The 18071-nt window shown below is 54.3% G+C and carries 12 protein-coding genes; 7 read left to right on the top strand and 5 right to left on the bottom strand.

The annotated features are described in order from the left end of the window. Nucleotides 1-56: 56 nt before the first annotated feature. The 5 genes from SH467x_RS01635 to SH467x_RS01615 all read left to right on the top strand — a co-directional run bounded on the left by SH467x_RS01635 (nucleotide 57) and on the right by SH467x_RS01615 (nucleotide 6771). The gene (locus tag SH467x_RS01635; protein WP_482369577.1) at nucleotides 57-3377 is read left to right on the top strand and encodes a DUF6797 domain-containing protein; all 3321 of its coding nucleotides are present in this window, start codon (nucleotides 57-59) and stop codon (nucleotides 3375-3377) included. Between the two features lie 106 nt (nucleotides 3378-3483). Continuing rightward, nucleotides 3484-3936, top strand: coding sequence for a universal stress protein (locus SH467x_RS01630; protein ID WP_482369576.1), 453 nt, complete (start codon nucleotides 3484-3486; stop codon nucleotides 3934-3936). Nucleotides 3937-3946: 10 nt separating this feature from the next. Next, on the top strand, nucleotides 3947-4927 hold the full coding sequence (locus SH467x_RS01625) for a calcium/sodium antiporter (RefSeq protein WP_482369575.1): 981 nt from the start codon (nucleotides 3947-3949) through the stop codon (nucleotides 4925-4927). Between the two features lie 352 nt (nucleotides 4928-5279). Further along, nucleotides 5280-6263 (top strand): DUF1559 family PulG-like putative transporter, encoded by a 984-nt coding sequence (locus tag SH467x_RS01620; RefSeq protein WP_482369574.1) that lies wholly within the window; start codon nucleotides 5280-5282, stop codon nucleotides 6261-6263. A gap of 85 nt (nucleotides 6264-6348) precedes the next feature. After that, nucleotides 6349-6771 carry a carboxypeptidase regulatory-like domain-containing protein gene (locus SH467x_RS01615; protein ID WP_482369573.1) on the top strand — a complete coding sequence of 141 codons (423 nt, stop codon included), beginning with the start codon at nucleotides 6349-6351 and terminating at the stop codon, nucleotides 6769-6771. A 7-nt stretch (nucleotides 6772-6778) separates the two neighbouring features. Here the strand turns inward: SH467x_RS01615 and SH467x_RS01610 are convergent, their stop codons facing one another. The 3 genes from SH467x_RS01610 to SH467x_RS01600 all read right to left on the bottom strand — a co-directional run bounded on the left by SH467x_RS01610 (nucleotide 6779) and on the right by SH467x_RS01600 (nucleotide 12441). After that, nucleotides 6779-8323, bottom strand: a complete 1545-nt coding sequence (locus SH467x_RS01610) for a M20/M25/M40 family metallo-hydrolase (protein WP_482369572.1) — start codon at nucleotides 8321-8323, stop codon at nucleotides 6779-6781. Nucleotides 8324-8465: 142 nt separating this feature from the next. Next, nucleotides 8466-9806, bottom strand: a complete 1341-nt coding sequence (locus SH467x_RS01605) for a DUF1552 domain-containing protein (protein ID WP_482369571.1) — start codon at nucleotides 9804-9806, stop codon at nucleotides 8466-8468. 85 nt (nucleotides 9807-9891) lie between these two features. After that, nucleotides 9892-12441, bottom strand: a complete 2550-nt coding sequence (locus tag SH467x_RS01600; protein WP_482369570.1) for a DUF1592 domain-containing protein — start codon at nucleotides 12439-12441, stop codon at nucleotides 9892-9894. 169 nt (nucleotides 12442-12610) lie between these two features. Between SH467x_RS01600 and SH467x_RS01595 the strand changes: the two genes are divergently transcribed. Next, on the top strand, nucleotides 12611-14074 hold the full coding sequence (locus tag SH467x_RS01595; RefSeq protein ID WP_482369569.1) for a sulfatase-like hydrolase/transferase: 1464 nt from the start codon (nucleotides 12611-12613) through the stop codon (nucleotides 14072-14074). A gap of 22 nt (nucleotides 14075-14096) precedes the next feature. Here SH467x_RS01595 and SH467x_RS01590 read toward each other — a convergent pair whose 3' ends face one another. Together SH467x_RS01590 and SH467x_RS01585 are read right to left on the bottom strand one after the other, a co-directional pair. Beyond that, nucleotides 14097-14432 carry a hypothetical protein gene (locus tag SH467x_RS01590; protein ID WP_482369568.1) on the bottom strand — a complete coding sequence of 112 codons (336 nt, stop codon included), beginning with the start codon at nucleotides 14430-14432 and terminating at the stop codon, nucleotides 14097-14099. After that, nucleotides 14429-16267, bottom strand: coding sequence for a sensor histidine kinase (locus tag SH467x_RS01585; RefSeq protein ID WP_482369567.1), 1839 nt, complete (start codon nucleotides 16265-16267; stop codon nucleotides 14429-14431). The genes SH467x_RS01590 and SH467x_RS01585 overlap by 4 nt, the downstream gene beginning before the upstream one ends. Nucleotides 16268-16547: 280 nt before the next feature. Between SH467x_RS01585 and SH467x_RS01580 the strand changes: the two genes are divergently transcribed. Next, nucleotides 16548-18068 (top strand): SHD1 domain-containing protein, encoded by a 1521-nt coding sequence (locus tag SH467x_RS01580; RefSeq protein ID WP_482369566.1) that lies wholly within the window; start codon nucleotides 16548-16550, stop codon nucleotides 18066-18068. Nucleotides 18069-18071: the final 3 nt, after the last annotated feature.

Here is an 18071-nt window from a genome sequence, read left to right as displayed (position 1 = left end):
AACGGTGATGGATTCGAAGCATCAATGTGGGTTTTTTCAAAGAAATGGTTCGAGGGATGATCGTTCGAATGAGGATGATTGGATGCTTGTTATTCCTTTTGATGGGGGAATATCCGTTGTTGGCCCAAACGCTTGAAGCAGAGCTTCAATCGATTCCGGCATCCGAGTTGATCGAAAGATCGAAACAATTCGGCGACCCCGCTCGTGGGGCGATCCTCTTCTTTCAACCGCATATGGCATGCCAGCAATGCCACGATCCTGTCTCCAGCGAAGGAACGAGGCTTGGTCCCGATCTCACGAGCTTGGGACGTGAAGTGACCGACGAGTCATTGCTCGAATCGGTGCTCTGGCCGTCCAAGGTCATCCGAAAGGGATTCGAAACCGTTTCGATACGGACCGTCGATGAGGAGGTCTTTGACGCGTTCGTTATCGCATCCGATGACCAAGAGGTTTCGTTACAGGATTTGGCAAAACGGGGCACCATTCGGAAATTGGCTCGCGACAAAGTGGAGGAAATGAAGGTCCGTAGCACCTCCATGATGCCTTCTGGGCAGGTCAATGCTCTCGCTAGTCATCAACAGTTTTATGACTTGATTCGCTATCTCATGGAGATTCGAGATGGCGGTGCTGGGCGCGCTGCAGCATTGCGCCCTAGCGTTTCCAGCTTGATCGTTTCGGTTCCAGACTACGAAAGGGATCTGGATCACCGTGCGTTGATTCTCGGTTGGGACGATGATGCGTTTCGACGTGGAGAGAAAATCTACCAGCGCGTCTGTGCAAACTGTCACGGGACTTTGGAGCAACCCGGCTCTCTCCCTACCTCCCTGCGTTTTGCTGAAGGTCCATTCAAAAATGGAAGCGATCCACATTCCATGTACCGTACGCTTACATACGGATACGGAATGATGATGGCGCAAACGTGGATGGTACCATCGCAGAAATATGACGTGATCCACTACATACGTCAGCATTGTCTTCGCCAGCACAATCCAACGCAGTGGACTGCTGTGGATGGAGCCTATCTGTCCACGTTGCCCGAGGGGAGTTCAAAGGGGCCTGCACCTAGTAAAATCGAACCTTGGTCTTCGATGGATTACGGAACGAGCTTGGCTCACACTTTCGAAATCCCCGGTCCCCAAAAGAACTTTGTATACAAAGGAGTCGCGGTTCGCCTGGATGCTGGGGCAGGTGGGATTGCCCGCGGACAACATTGGATGGTCTTTGATACCGACACGCTTCGAATGGCAGCCTCGTGGAGTCGCCCATTGTCGCAAAGCGACGCCTCGAAAAGCGTCGATTCGGCCTTCATCGATTGGCGTGGTATCCAATTCAACGGAGAGCATGGCATCCATCCCAGCTTGGTCGGAAGGGTTGGATTTGCCAATCCCCAGGCACCCGGATGGGCAAACCCTGCCAATGGGTCGTTTGAGGACAGGGTGCGAGTCGAGGGAAGAGACGGCAAACGTTATGGTCCTTTGCCGCGGTCTTGGGGACAATACCGAGGTCTTTACCAACATGGGCAGCGCATCGTCTTTTCCTATTCGATCGGCAGCACCGAAGTTTTAGAGTCTCCGTGGCTGGCACCACTCAGCGGCCTTGCGTCCCACCCCTACTCGATTAGGTTGTTCCACATCGGACCTCGTGATCACGACATGGAATTGCAAGTCGCCGAGCATGCGACCTCCCAGGTGGAGCTGGAGGTCATGCAGATTGAAGGAGCAACGATTGCATTGCTCGGTCAAGATCGCACGGCGGAATCTGAGGAGCCCATCCTCGCCACCATCTGGCCGCCCACTCCTCAAGCGGCTTGGCACCGGAGCGGGCGAAATCTCACACTCAAAATCTCCTCCGGCCGAGAACCGATCACTTTTGCTTTATGGCAACCGTTGGGTGCTGGTACGAAGCCGGACACGTTGGCAGCTGCGGCAAGAAGTAACACGTTGTCTCCAGAAGATGTTGACTTGCAGAGGCTGACGCGCGGTGGTCCAACGAGATGGGGGCAGGCGTTCAAGACGTCGATCCAAACGGTATCAGACATGGGACCCTTCGCCGTCGATCATCTCATTGCACCGGAGTCGAATCCCTGGTTGGCGCAGATGCGTTTTACAGGATTGGATTTTTTTTCCGACGGCGGTCTCGCCTTGTGCACTTGGGACGGCGATGTGTGGAAGGTCCAACGCTCGTCCGATTCGGAGTCTGAGGCTTGGTCGTGGCGGAGGATTGCCACGGGGATGTTCCAACCCTTGGGGTTAAAGGTCATTTCGGATCGGATCTATATAACCTGTCGCGACCAACTCGCCGTTCTTCATGACTTGAACGGAGATGCCGAAATCGACTTCTATGAGTGTTTGAATAACGATCATCAAGTCACCGAGCACTTCCATGAGTTTGCGATGGGGTTGCAAGTCGATGGGGAAGGGAATTTCTATTACGCAAAGTCGGGATGCCACGGTAAGGCCGCGGTGGTTCCTCACCACGGAACGTTGCTGCGAGTCGAACGCAATGGCTCGAAGACAACGATCCTTGCAAACGGGTTTCGCGCGGCCAATGGAGTTTGTTTGAACTCAGATGGATCGTTTTTCGTTACCGATCAAGAAGGATTTTGGAATCCCAAGAATCGAATCAATTGGGTTACTCTCTCGGAATCAGGTAAACCCAAATTCTATGGCAATATGCTGGGGTACCACGACATCACCGATACTTCCGATTCCGCGATGGAGCCACCCCTTTGCTGGATCACCAACACGTTTGATCGATCTCCAGCGGAGTTGCTTTGGGTGAACAGTCCAAACTGGGGTAAGCTGAATGGACGCTTGCTCAACCTTTCGTATGGCTACGGGAAGGTTTTTCTTGTTCCTCATGAACAAGTGGGCGACAAGATGCAGGGAGGGATGATTGAGCTGCCGATTGAGCCTTTCCCAACCGGGGTGATGCGCGGACGGTTTCATCCCCAAGACGGTCATCTGTATCTTTGCGGCATGTTCGCTTGGGCGGGCAACGCCACCGCCCCAGGAGGTCTGTATCGCATTCGTGCAACCGATCAGCCGGTACATCTCCCGGTTGAGTTGCATGCGTTTCGGCGCGGTGTTCAACTTCGATTCACAGAACCATTGGACGAAACTTCGGTGCGTCCAGAGGTTTTCACTGTCAAGACTTGGGCGTTGGAACGCACAGCGAAGTACGGTTCGAAGCATTTGGATGAAAAGACTTTGCAGGTCACCGCTGTGAAATTATCCGAAGACGGGACTGTCGTCGATTTGGAGATCGATGGTCTCAAGCCAACTTGGGGGATGGAGATTCAGTATTCCCTGAAGGCTATACGAGGCGAACTGGTCAACGGCAGGTTGCACAACACGATCCATACCCTCGGTGACTGAAGTTTTATTTTTGCAGCGGCCAATGGGCATTGACGTTTTCAGGCGAACGTTCGTAGAAAGGGGGATATCGATCGCAGTTCCTCCTGTTATGGAAACGTAGTTCAACATGAAAGTCCTACTCGCCATCGACGGTTCGCCAAGCAGTTGTGCCGCGATCCAAGAGCTTTACCGTATACCGCTCGCTCCGCAGAGTGAGGTGCGTGTCATTATCGTCGACGCTCCACTCGACGACGGAATGTTCCGTTCCAAGTCGCTCGGGGCTTACGATGATCTCATTCGGCAGCAGCGTGCGGAAGTGATGCAAAAGCTGCAGGATGCGACCCAGTTGGTGAAAGCGCATCCTTCCAAGGTGAACGTTACTAGCGCTTTGCTCGAGGGACATGTGAAAGAAACGATTGTCGATGAAGCCAGTCGATACGGAGCGAACTTGATCGTCGTGGGCTCCCACGGTTACGGCCCTATCCATCGATTTTTTCTGGGATCGGTGTCTCAATATGTGGCTCACAACGCTCCTTGCTCGGTGTTGATCGTGAAGACCAGCAAATCGTCGCCAGACTAAGGAATGTGCGGTGTTTGTAGCCATCCTCTTATTTCTAGTCGGGCTCGTGATACTCGTCTTTGGAGCGGAGCTCGTCGTTCGCGGTGCGTCGAAAGTTGCTGCTTTCCTCAAAGTTACTCCGATGGTGATCGGCCTGACGATCGTGTCGGTGGGGACCAGCGCTCCGGAGTTAGCGGTTGGGACCATCGCAGGTTTACAAGGGAATGGAGGGCTGGCCGTCGGCAATATCGCAGGAACCAATGTTCTCAACTTGCTTTTTATTATGGGGCTTAGCGCCGCCATCCACCCATTGCTGCTCCATGGCCAAGTCTTTCAACTGGAACTCCCCGCGATCGTATTTTCGGCAGGTCTCATGACAACGCTTGCTTGGGATGGCGTTTTGTCGTTTTGGGACGGACTGCTGATGCTTTTGTTTGGAGTGGCGTACACCGTTGCGTTGATTCTCGTTACACGCAGGGCGTCACGAGCCTCGCAAGCGGACTTCAACGAAGAATACAGCGTTGACGAAGTCCCCAAGATCGCACGGAAACGCCAGGGGATTTGGTACCTTTCGGTGCTTGTTGTGGGAATCATTCTCACCGTGGCAGGTGCGGAGGTGTTGGTGCGAGGCGCTGTCGAGTTGGCGACGATTTTTGGCGTCTCGACTACAACCATCGGGCTCACGATCGTCGCGATGGGGACGTCGGCTCCGGAGTTGGTGACCACGGTACTCTCCACGATCAAGGGGGATAGGGATGTCGCCGTGGGGAACTTGATCGGCAGCAGTATCTACAACATCCTCATCATCCTGAGCATCCCCTGCATGCTCGCGCCCGGAGGACTGCCGGTTGAACGCTCTCTCCTTTGGTTCGATATTCCGCTAATGGCGGCGGTCGCGATCGGCGCAGTCCCGATCTTTGTGACAGGTCGGCGGATTTCTCGCTGGGAAGGCGCGTTGGGAGTCGCTATCTACCTGGCTTATCTCTATTGGCTCATCAACGTACGCAAATAGCCGTTGCGATTCCCTTTCTTTCCCAAGGCCGATGGTGAAACGGTAATGAAATGGAGGAAGCGTGCCCCGCGAAGAAAGTGAGATCGCACGGGGGATTCTTGCAAAACAAAATCTCAATGTGGCTCCGGGTTAATGCGGAATAGCCGCCTTTGTGTGCGCGTTAAGTGCGATCGGGGCGCTTCCTTGATGGGACTGGTAACAAGTGGCATTGAGAGCGGGAAATAAGATTGTTGACGATGGATTTGCATCCGGTTAGTGTTCAGAGGAGCGAGCATTCTCTCTGCGATACCTCTCTATCGTATTCGGCTCGCCATGGAATCTTATTGACCTCGATCTGATGGAAGGTTTTGTTATGAAGTCCACGAAACGTGTTGGATTTACCTTGGTGGAACTCTTGGTTGTCATCGCAATTATTGGCATTTTGGTAGGTCTGTTGCTACCTGCCGTCCAAGCGGCGCGGGAAGCGGCGAGACGGATGCAATGCTCCAACAATCTCAAGCAGTTAGGGCTTGCGATGCACAATTACCATTCCGCATTCAACAAGCTGCCGTTTTCGGCATCCCCACAACTTGGGGCTGTGGGAACCAGGCAACGCGGGGTTTCCTGGCTTGTTCGCATCATGCCCTACATCGAGCAAAACAACGTTTACAGCGGGCTCGAGTTCGTGGGTGACTTTACGATGCAAGATGGTCCTACCCCCGTGACGAACTTCAACCTGCTGAACAATCTTCGTGTTCCAGGGCTGGAATGTCCATCGAGTCCACTTCCCAAGACACAGACCTACACCACGCATTCGAACGGTTCTGTCACCCTTCAGATGATCAACTATGTGGGAATTGCAGGGTCGTACTGGCGAGGGGGATCGACGACCGTTGTGTCGACGGATCCGCAGACCAACATTTACGGGATTGCAGTTCACAACGGTATGCTCACCCCGATCGGTACCAATAGCCGTGCAGCCAGCTTCGCGAGTGCATCGGATGGAACGAGTAACACGATGATGATCGGAGAGCAAAGTGATTACTTTTTCGATGCAAACCTGAACAAGATCGATCGCCGAAGCTGCGGTTGGAGAGGTGGCCCTTGGGGGAACGGTGCTGGCGCCGGTAACTGGACCCAGAACGTGACCACGGTTCGATACCCGATTGGAACCTTTGGCGGCTCGGGGAACAGCAATCCCTATGACGTGAACGTTGCGCTCACGGGAGCCCATACCGGTGGTCTGAACGTCGCGTTGGCTGATGGATCGATTCAGTTTCTCTCCGAAACAATCGAGTTCGCTGTTCAAACTGCGTTAGCAGATCGTGGGGATGGTACCCCGATTGGCGAACTGTAAGCCGAATCTGCTGATCACTTTTCTGTTCGTGGCAGATGGTTGAATCGAACCATCTGCCATTCCTCGATTTGGAAATCTTTTTGATATGAATCAGTCCGCATTAAGAATTTCTCCTTCCATTTTCACCCTTGGGTGTTTCGCATTGTTCACATGGATTGCAGGTTGCAATCCCAACTCAGGCATGAGTTTGGTCACCGGGAAAGTGACGTTGGATGGGAAACCCTATGCGAACGCTCAAGTTCGATTTGTCCCCGAGACGGGGCGTCCGTCGATCGGATTGACGAACGAAGAGGGGGTTTACCGTCTCGTTTATATTCGTGACACGCTGGGGGCTGCTCCAGGATCGTACAAGGTCGATATTACGACGGTTCACCAATCCACATCGGATTCGGACGGAGGCAAGGAACCTCCTGAGAAGATTCCACCCAAGTACAACGTTCGAACGGAATTAACGAAGACGGTCGAGTCGGGAGAGAACGTGATCGATTTCGAGCTGCAAAGCAAGTAGTCGAGTCTTACTCGCTCCCAATGTTGGAGGGATCGTCCAGTTGAGGCGGTCTTCCTGGCGTAGGGATTTCCTGTCGACGATTCTCTTCGGCAGGAACAGGGGCTCGTGGGAGAAGCGAGTTTGCATCTGCGAGGACGAGTGCCGCGATCGCAGAGACGGTTGAATTCTTGATCAAGTACTCCGGTACGGCTTGATCCATCCGATCGTTTTGCGTGTGCCAAGCGTAACGATATACGGCCGTCCCTGATTTACCCCAAAAGAAACCTGGTACGCCAACTGCATTGAATGGACTGTGGTCGCTGGCACCACCGCGCGGCATACGGGGAGCAACATTCAGTTGGATGGGGGCGTGGGGAAACGCGAAATTCATCGGCAAAACCGCTTCCTTGAGCATCGATGCCATCGGTTCGACGCAGGTCAACGAGGCTTGCTGGTTGGTACCGCTGTCATCGACGAATACGGCAGAAATTCGACTTCTCTCTTCCTCGCTCAGTTGTTGTACGTACGCCTTCGAGCCGAGCAGTCCCTGTTCCTCTCCGGACCAGAGGATGAATCGGATCGTTCGCTTGGGTTTCGCACCGATCGCAGCGAGGATACGAGCCGCTTCGATAGTAACGGCAGACCCTGTTCCATTGTCGACAGTCCCTTGGGATCCTGGCCCGTCCCAACTGTCGAGATGTGCGGAGACGATCACAACTTCTTCAGGTATGGTCGATCCGGGGATCTCTGCGATCGTGTTGAAAACCGGGAAAGGACCTTCGACGAGGGTATGCTTCAAGTCAAATTCGACGACAACCTTTTCCCCATCCATGATTCGGCTATTGATCGCATCGTAATCCGATCGGCGAATGGTGACGGTCGGGATCGGAGAAATGTCTGCCAACTTTAGCTGGGTAACTCCTCGAACGCCGCCCGTATTCACGATCTCTGCGGTCGCAGTAGAAATGAAGCCAGCGATGCCGGCATGGTTCAATCGATCGACGACGATCGAGGGTTTAGCACCTGCCGGGCGAAGTATCCACGCCCCCTCCAGTCGATCCGCGATCGCTTCAAGTTCTTCAGGGGATTGCGGTTCTCGCACTACCGGACCTTGCTTCGGACCGTTCGTGCCTGCCGACCAAGCTTTTGCAGTGAACTCAAACTCCCTGGCGACCGGCGCGACGATCCGCCCTTTGCATTCCCCTCGATCGAAGCGAACCGGTATTTCGCCCCATGGCTTTAGTGCAACATTTTGTAATCCAAATGATCGAAACTGATCGGCAGCCCAATTGCAAGCGCGTTCCAATCGTGTGGAACCTGTTAATCGTGGCCCTATTTCTTCGCAGAGATAGCGTAGATGCACGATGGTTTGATTGCGGTTCTTCCCTTCGTCAATCAACCGGAGCAACGTTTCCTGGGTTTGGGATGCAGAATCCAATTTCGCTGCCAGAGCGACGTTTTGCCCTTCAGCTTCTCGTTTCGTGATGTCTTGTGCGGATACTTGAAGGTGAGTGCCGCACATGCCGTACGTCGCAATACCGATCAAGCACTTTTTGTATGCAGGGATTTGCATTTCTAACTGGCCTCATAGACAGAAAAATGAATGCCAAGCTCCAAGCTCCGCCTGCATGGAACTAAAAACGGAGAATACGTGGTGCGATTATGGTTTGGTATGCCCTGCCTCGCAAATCGAACCGGGTAGAAGGTGGAGATATTCAAGCAGAAAGGATGCCTGCCCCCGTCGCATCGCTAAACGAATCCGTTTCGATTCCAATACGCTGTGTCAGTTCCAGGAGCAGATTCGAAAGTGGGGGGCTCTTCTCCGTTTCGAAATGGATATGCCGATTATGGCGTAGTCCCAGTTTGCTCCCGCCAACGACGAGCAGTGGGAGATTCTTTGGCGAGTGGTCACCCCCCTCTCCGCTATTCATTCCCGATCCAAAAACCACAACAGTGCGATCGAGCATCGATCCATCCGACTCACGGGTCTGTCGCAAAAATGCGAGAAATCGCTTGAGCCTCTCCAAATGAAATCGATCGATGGTCGCAAGCTTTTCCAGCATTCCAGGGTCACCGCCATGATGGGACAGTTCGTGATGATTCTCTCCTCCTCCGCCAAACCCGCCGGCCTCTCGCGACCACTCAAAGGAAATCACTCGCGTTGAGTCGGTAATGAAGGAGAGATAGGCTAGTTCGAGCATGACATCGATCCACATGGGGCGGTCATGCGCATTGTGCGGTTGCATGGCGAGCTGCAATAGGGTCGGATCGACGGTTGGTTTAGGACGATCGATCCAGCTCTCCAATCGCTCGATTCGTTGCTCGGTGCTACGAACGCTGCCCAGGTACTCATCCAGCTTCCTTTGATCCTCTTTCCCAATTCGCCTCGCCAGTCGCTTCGACTCTTCGAGAACATTGTCCAGAACCGATCGTCGCTCCGCATACCGCCGGAGCGTCGCCTCTCGGTCGCCTGCGGACTCTGGAACAAAAAGCCGTTCGAATATTCGCTTGGGGGAATCCTCTGCAGGAAGCGGGGTTCCATTCCGATCGAACGAAAGGGTATGAGAATGGCCGGCCGAACCGGTTCCCGATTGATCCGACCATTGCTGGGATGGAAAACGAGTCTCTGTTCCCAAACTCTCTGCGATGAGTTGGTCCACGGAGAGTGAATTCGCATAATCCTTTCCAGGTACCGAACGCAGGTCCGCGCCCGTCAACCAAGTGTCAGCACCACTATGGCCACCGGTGCATCGAGGGTGCCCCAGTCCCGATACCACAGTAAAATCGTCGCGGATGCTCTCAAGGACCTTGAGGGTGGGCGACAGTGCATAATTCTCACCGACCTCTTTCGGTTGCCACTCGAGAATATTGACGCCGTTGGGTACGTAACAAAACAAAACACGTGGTTGAACTATCGTCGATTCTGCACGCGGTCGAAACTTGGACTCCGCGGCGGTCGCCGTGGACACCGCCGATGGAGACATGGCGTCCAAATAGGGCAAGGCCAATGCAACGCCAGCACCTCGCAGGATGTGCCTTCGATTCAAACGCTTCATCTCTCACCTCTGTCCTGTTGATCTTGCATGGTCGTTCTGGTCCACGGACAAACGTGGTGCCTGCCAAGCATACTTGGTTTGCACCTCAAGGTGCATGAAATGTATTGGATTCCACAATGGCGAGGATCAAGCTCTTAAGCGTCGATCCGCGTTCCTTGGCATCCTTAATGATCTCCCTGAGAGTCGGTTCATCCGCGATGGTCAACTCGCGTCCGACTGCATAGGTCAGCAGCTTTCCCGTCAAGCAACTCAAGAATTTGTCTTCTTGTTTGCGTATGGCCTTTTTCAGCTCGTCCGGCCCATGGATGAGCGTTCCGTCCGGAAGTTTCGCTGAAGCATCGATGATCGGATCATCCTTTTCGATGCGTCCTTTGTATCCAAATCCTTCTTGCGTTCGATATTGGCCGGATGCATTGAAGTTCTCCAGTGCTAGCCCCAGAGGATCGATCTTGTCGTGACATCTTGCACACTGGGGTAGCTCGCGGTGAATCTCCAAACGATCCCGAACCGTCGCTTTATCGATTCCAGGCACCTTGGGGGCGATATCTCCTGCGTTGGCAACAGGGAGGCCTGGATCTGTTCCCAAGACGTTTTTGAGAACCCAAGTCCCTCGTTTGACAGGGGAAGTCCGGGTGCCGTTCGAAGTGATGGTGAGCATGGCGGTCTGAGTCAGAATCCCTCCGCGAGGACTTTCTTTCGGCAAGGAGACTTGTTGGAACGAGTCCCCGCGTATTCCTTCGATTTCATAAAACCGAGCTAATCGTTCGTTGATGACCAAATAGTCTGGGTCAATGAGATCGAGTACGCTTTTTTCTTCTCGTAGGATCGTGCGGAAAAGAGCTCGTCCTTCCTCGATCATCGAGAGTTCCAGATGACGGTCATAGTGGGGATACAAGTCGGGAGCCGGTGGATTCGCTCCCACTTCACGAAGTCCCAGCCATTGGTCGGTGAAGTTGCGCACCAGTTCCTCAGACTTCGGATCGGCGAGCATTCGTTCCACCTGAGTTCGCAGTAGGAAACCGGGCTTCAAGTCGCCTCGCGACGCGGCCTCCATCAATTCTTGATCGGGGCAAGAAGACCACAGGAAGTAGGATAAGCGTGATGCCAATGCAACCTGCGATAGACTTTCGCCCTCCGGTTCCTCTGGCAAGAACAAAAAATTCGGTGAGACCAGGACCGCAGCAAACGCATCGCGCAGCGCAGAGACGTCCGATACGCCCTCTTTCTTCAGTGTGTTGTATAAGCTTTTATAGGGTGCAACGTCTTGTTCCATCACTGGACGCCGGAACGCTCGACTCGTGAAGGCTTCGAGTGCCATGACCGCTTGCTGTGGATCGATCGATTTCGTCGAGCCTTCTGTAAAAGTGGTGGCCCCTTGGTGCGAGAACAAAAGGAGTTGGTGTGAGGGGGGGGGCCAACTGGGGGCCATGGGACCCTCGATTTCGATCCAATCGACGAACAGCTCGGGACGTGAGAATGCATCGTTGCCCTGCATCCAGAAATTCTCTAAGACCTTGGGGATCGAGTAAGCGTATTCGATTGTCAAGCCACTTTTTTGGGTGGTGAATTCGACAGGAATCTCGTAGATGTGAGGTTCGGAAAGAGGGTTCGGGACATCGAACTCGGCAATGGTGCGAGGTTGACCGCCCAAATCTTGAATCAATTTCAGTCGAGGTGGTCCATAACGGTACATGGCATCGGAGGCAAAGTGTTGGAGATCCCGATCCAGTTGTTGCCGATGCCATTTCTCGCGATCGGGACTCTTTGTCATTTGGTCGTCGAACCTCTTTTGGAGGATCTCGCGCGCCGAGCGGACGACTTCCATGCGATCGGGAATGCGACCGGCGGCGCGAATGCGGACGTTGTAGGTTCCCGGTTCCTTCAGGGCGAAGTCGCGGACGTTGAGCTTCTTGTCCCAGGACTCATGATGCAACACCTTGAAGCCGTCGACGACAGGATTCCTTCCCCCGTTCACGATGGGGCGCTGGCCATCGACTTGGACTCGATGGGCGTCGGAGTCGCCGGCATCGATCTCAAAACGCCAACGAATCGATGCGGGGGGCTGGCCTTCTACGATCGCTTTCTGCATCACTTGCTTTGCCGTGTCCAGGTATAGTTCAAGCTGCATGGGGCTAAACGTGAGGGCGGCTCCGACGTTGTCGAAACCGCCCGCCAAAGGATCTTGGGGGAAACCGGAAATGTCAGGCTCTACTCCGGTCAAGTCTCGTACCGAATTTCGGTACTCAATGCGGTTGAGGCGACGCATGACGACGCGATTTTCACGAAGCTTCTTTTCCGCATCGACCAGCCGCGCCGTGATCCAGTCGACGACTCCGGACACCAATGCCACCGGCGGTTGAGGCTTGTTCTCGGGTGGCATTTCGTGACTGTTCAATACATTCACGACTTCCCCCCAACGCTCACGGATTCCGAGAGAACTAAAATCTCCCGTTAGCGAGGCGTCCAATCGGAATTCGCTCTCTTCGGCCCCGTCGCGATGGCACTCGATGCAATACGTACTCAGGAGCGATCGCACTTGGTTGGGCACTTCGCCGTCCTCGACGCCATAGCTTGGGAGGGCATCGGTGAAGCAAGAAAGGGAGAGTGCCAAAAAGTAAGGACGGATGGTCAGCATCGTGGCTCAAGTTGTTGAATTGCTTAGGATCCCTCATGCGGAGAGATTGGTATGCTATAGCCATGCAACAGCTGGAGTGGCTCCAAAGTGGTTTGCCCCCAGTGGATTGCCCCCAGTGGATTGCCCTTCGTCCCTCTCCCGTCATTGAAATGGCAGCTCGCATCCGTCTATGAGATCTTCAGTATACCTAAGCTTGCAACTTCGCGTTCCGTACTCATCGATTCTCCGATCGCTCTTGGGCGGAATCGCTCTGTGCTTGGGGGTGGGCATGGCGCCCCAGCTTTCCATGGCAGCGGAACGTCCCAATGTGATCGTCGTCCTCATCGACGATATGGGATGGGCGGATTTGTCTTGTTTTGGAGGCAAACGGCCTGAAACGGAACACATAGACCGTCTGGCGAAAGAGGGGATGAAGTTCACGCAGTTTTATGTGAACTCCCCAATTTGCTCCCCCTCGCGCGTTGCCTTAGCGACAGGGCAGTATCCTCATCGCTGGCGGATCACGTCGTATCTGAACAATCGCAAAAGCAATGAAGAGCGAGGGGTTGCGCAGTGGCTGGATCCGGCTGCCCCGATGCTAGCCCGAGAACTACAGCGAAGCGGGTATGCAACAGGGCACTTTGGCAAGTGGCACATGGGAGGTCAACGCGATGTCGACAATGCTCCTTCGATCCAAGCCTACGGATTTGACCGAAGCCTTACCAACTTCGAAGGAATGGGAGCCAAGCTATTGCCCCTTACGATGAGACCGGAATGGACGGAACCCAAACGCATCTGGGAGGATGCTGAACGGTTGGGTGCACCGGTGACTTGGATGCAGCGATCCGAAATTACCGGAGGTTTCGTTCAAGGCGCGATTCAGTTTATCGACGAATCCGTCGCGGCACAGAAGCCTTTCTATATCAATCTATGGCCGGACGACGTTCATTCGCCGTTCTTCCCGCCCATCGCGAAATGGGGTAATAACAAACGAGCGCTTTACCGAAGTGTTTTGAATTCTATGGACGAGCAGCTTGGGGTTCTTTTCAATTATGTCCGCGATCACGCATCACTCCGGAACAACACGTTGATCCTGTTATGCTCGGATAACGGTCCTGAGTTCGGCGCAGGGACTTGTGAACCATTCCGAGGTGCGAAGACATGGCTATACGAAGGGGGCGTGCGGTCCCCCCTACTGGTATGGGGACCTGGGTTCCTGGAGCCCAAAACGGTTGGTACGACCAATGAGCAATCCGTCCTGTGCGCGTTGGACATCAATCGGTCTTTGTACTCGTTTTGCAATGTCCCATTGCCTTCAGGCACTACGCTGGACGGTGAAGACCTTGCCGGGACATTGCTTGGAAAAGAACGAGGGGCGAGGCAAGCTCCGATCTTCTGGAGGCGACCTCCCGACCGAACTGGATTCAGTGCCGGATTTCAAGAAGACAATCCCGATCTGTCGGTTCGGCGTGGCAAGTGGAAGTACTATGTCAACTACGATGGTTCGGATCCCCAACTCTATGATTTGGAAGCGGATGTCTCCGAGAAGGAAAATCGAGCCAATAGCGAGCCTTCCGTGGTCAGCGAATTGCATCGTCTAGTGATGCAATGGAACGAGTCCATGCCCCAGGATGCTGGGAATTCCAAGCCATAGGAGTCGCTGACCGCCGTGACGGCTATTTTTCGGTAAGCAACAAATAGCCAACGAAACGGATGGTTGCCCCGAGGAGAGCGCCCGCGATTCCGAACAAGGCGATGAGAGACCCGAGGATGACGAGTTGATTGGGAAGTTCCGTCCAAGGCCTAGTGCCGTTTGAGAATTCGTAGGCTCGGGCGCCGCCGAACGCCAAGAACGGAGCGGAGGAACAAGCCACTGCACCTAAGGTAGCCGATCTCCGGACCGTCCGTCGCCTTGCAACCTGGACGGATTCGGCGGGAGCGAGATTCGCCTGATAGGGGTTGATGTCTCGATGTTCTTCGGAAGACTCGTTTGGATTGGTCGAATCGCTCATCCTGGTGTCCTGGACATGACCAAGCTCCCGGTGGTTTCGTCTGGTTTACTATACCGCATCGGTAGTTTCAATTTGAAGGTACTCCCAAATCCGACTTGGCTCGAAACGCCGATATCCCCACCGAGCAATGTGCAGAGTTCGCGAACGATGGAGAGGCCCAATCCGGTGCCGGAATGCTCTCGCGTCAACCCGTCTTGCCCCGTTACCCGTTTGGCTTGTCGGAACTTTTCGAAGATGATCTCGTGGTCCTCGATGGCGATTCCAACTCCGGTGTCGGCTACGGAAATCAAGACCTCATGGTCCCCCTTCACTTCGCAGTGCACCGTGATCAATCCCCCCTCCGGCGTAAATTTGATCGCGTTAGAAAGGAGGTTGGTCAAAATCTGTTGCACTTTTCCTTGATCCTGCGACATGGGAATGGAGTCGCGGCCGGAGTCGACTCGCAAGTCAATGTTCTTGTCCTCTGCCATTTTTCGAATGAGATCGCATTGGCTGTGAACGATGACGAGAAGGTCAAAGTCCGTCACACGGACTTGCATTTTCCCCGCTTCGACTTTTGCGAGATCCAAGATGTCATTGATCATCTCCAAGAGATTGCGACCGCTGTTTTGAATATTGGAGACATAACGTCGTTGTTTCTCGGTCAACGTCTCGAAGCCTTGCAGGACATCGCTAAAACCGAGGATGCTGTTGAGCGGGGTGCGCAGTTCGTGGCTCATATTGGCCAGGAATTCTCCTTTGAGGCGATTGGCTTCAAATAGCTCCAAATTGATCCGAGCTAATTCGTCGACCTGCGCATTCATTTTGGTATTGAGCGACAGCAGCTCGCTTTGGGTATTGGTCAAGTGTCGGAGCATGGCATTGAACGATTCCGATAGTTCGTGGAACTCGTCATCCGTGTCCAACTCAAATCGAAGCGCGGTATCGCCGGCGGTAATCTGCTCGCTTACACCTTTCATGTAGCTCAGGGGGCGAATCACCAGTCGTTTGATGATCCAGTGAACGAAGACAAGGGAGAGAGCCAGTGTGCAAATGGCGATCGAGATCAAGATGGAGTAACTCCAAAGGCTCCAGACTTGCGTTTCGCTATAAGGGATCATCACCCGATAGACCCGAAAGGGATTGACGGACTGAGATGCCAGGATGCTCCCAGCATTGCTAAGTTCGACATGGCATTCGCGGCAGGTGTCGTTGAAGATGACCGGGTAATAGTAGTAATAGAACCCTTCGTAAGGCCCTGCCTCCTCAAAGACGACGGAACTGGTCGGGGGAGCGATGGCGTTTTGGGCCGTTGGCGAAGACGAACCGGTGGAATTCAAATTTGTTTTTTGTTCCGCTGCCAGCGCATCGCGTTCCGCGAGCTTGGCATGAATCTTATTTAAACGAGTCAAATCGCTCCCTGTTGCCAGTTTCGCCGTCAGCAGTTCGTGCTCCAGTTGGTCGTCGACTCGAAACAGCACACAGTCGTAATCCAATTTGACTTGCGAATCGTCCATCATCGACTCGATTTCACGTCTCAAATCTCGGATGGGAGTGGGCGCATTGTCCGGATTGGATGGTGGAGATTCAGGTGCCCCTTCGGAATAAAGATCGGGCGAGGTGGACGACTTCGCGATCGTTTCGGAGAAGCTGGTGATGTGTTTCCACCCCATGTGGGTGATGGCTGCATCGCGAGCCGACTGCCGCGCGGTCTGCATCACAAGTTGCTGTGCCAGGACATGCACGGCATAAAAAGCCAGAAGCAAAGAGACCAATAACGCGATGCCTAAAAAGAAAAGGCTTTTGCGTTCGAGCGACCAGCTTCCAGAGACCCACTTGATAACCGCGCTGATCATTCGACTGAAAATGGTGGAAAGGCTGAATCATCCGTAAAGAGGGATTTTACAACGTCCCCCACTTGGAAATCAGCCCATTCGGCTAATTCTTTGCAGATTGAACGCAGGTTCGAGCCGACCTACTCCCTTACGCATTCGAAACAGTTTCCCCAGGCTGCATATTTTCTTGCTGCAGGGTTTTCGGACATGTACGATGAAGTTCTACCTGAGATGTAGGGCGATTCGCTTCGCGCAGTGACTGTTTCGATTTTCAAGTTCGCTAACGAGGAGTTTGGTTTCGATGTCCAAGCCGTTTACATATTGGATTCGACTGGCATTGGTCGCGACGTTGTGCACCATCACCACTTTCTCCCCTGCACTTGCAGGGCGATGGATCGGTCGCCTCCTGCACCGGGATTGCAAACCCGCCTGCTGCCCAACTCCTGCTTGCGGAGAGATCGCCGTTCCATCCTGCGAACCCTCGCCATGCGATTGCCCTCCTGCGTGCATTGCTCCCGCGACTCCCTGCGATGCTGTCCCCACCCAAACGATGGATCCAAGCCAACCGGCACCTGTCGCACCTGTCGTTGAGCCAGCAGTTGAGCCAGCAGTTGAGCCAGCAGTGGAAACTCCCCCGGTAGTCGAAACGCCGAAAGCCGAGGCGCCTGCCGATATTCCCAAGACGGTCGAACCAGAGGTTGCACCCGTAACCCAACCGGAGACGCCAGATCTGCCTGCCCCCGTCGAGCAGCCAGTACCCGTCGAGCAACCAGTACCCGTCGAGCCATCACCGGTTTCCGAGCCACCTGCCCAGCAACCCAAGGTGGAAGAACCCAAGGTGGAGGAGCCCAAGGTCGAGCCTGCCCCGGTTCTGCCAACTGTCGAGCCTCCCACGGCCGAAGTAACACCTGCGACAGAACCAGAGCTGCCGAAGACGGAGGGAGAAAAGCCTGCGGACCCGCTCGGCGACATTTTTGGTGAGCCCGTCAAGCCCGCCACGGAAGCTCCCAAAGTGGCAGAGCCCAAGGTTGAGCCTGCACCAGTGCTGCCAACGATCGAACCTCCCACGACCGAAGTAACGCCTGCGACAGAGCCAGCTCTGCCGAAAACGGAGGGAGAAAAGCCTGCGGACCCGCTCGGCGACATTTTTGGTGAGCCCGCCAAGCCCGCGAACGAATCGAAGAAACCAGAGACGACCCAGCCTGCCGATCCGTTGGGAGATATCTTCGGCGATCCTGTTCCTGCAGAATCGAAGCCCGCGGACGCGAAACCAACCGATGCACCGATCCAACCTGAACCGGCGAAACCCGCTGCAGAGCCATCGCTCGATGATATTTTTGGTCGGCCGATCAGTCAGGAATCGCCTGCCGCTTCGGATCCCTTGTTCGACAGCCTCTTTGGAACAAAGGAAAGCAAGCCCGTGGAGGGAGCACCTGCTTCCGATGCGCCTGCGGGACCGGCAAAGGATTCGATTCTTCCTCCATCGACTCCACCTGCTCCTCCCTCTAAAGGGAAAGACGATCTCGAAAAGTTATTCGGAATCGGCAGTTTCACTCCACCACCTCAATTCCAAGGTGCGGAGTACAAAACTTGGGTCGACAACACCGGTACCTACACCGTGAGCGGCCGACTCAGCATGATCTACAGCGACAAAGTCAAAATCCTCAAAGAGAATGGAAAGACGACAACGGTTCCCCTCAACCGTTTGAGCGATCGCGATTTTGCGTACGTTCAGTGGGTCGCTTCAAGTCTCACTACGGAGTCGACTGCGAAGCTGGTGAAGAAAAACGACGAGCCCTCCGCCGTCGATAGTGTTCGATAGACT

Source organism: Brakhagea slesvicensis, assembly GCF_052161625.1.
In the GTDB taxonomy this organism is placed as follows: Bacteria; Planctomycetota; Planctomycetia; order Pirellulales; family Pirellulaceae; genus JBKCUI01.
This window is presented reverse-complemented; position numbering and strand designations above follow the sequence as displayed.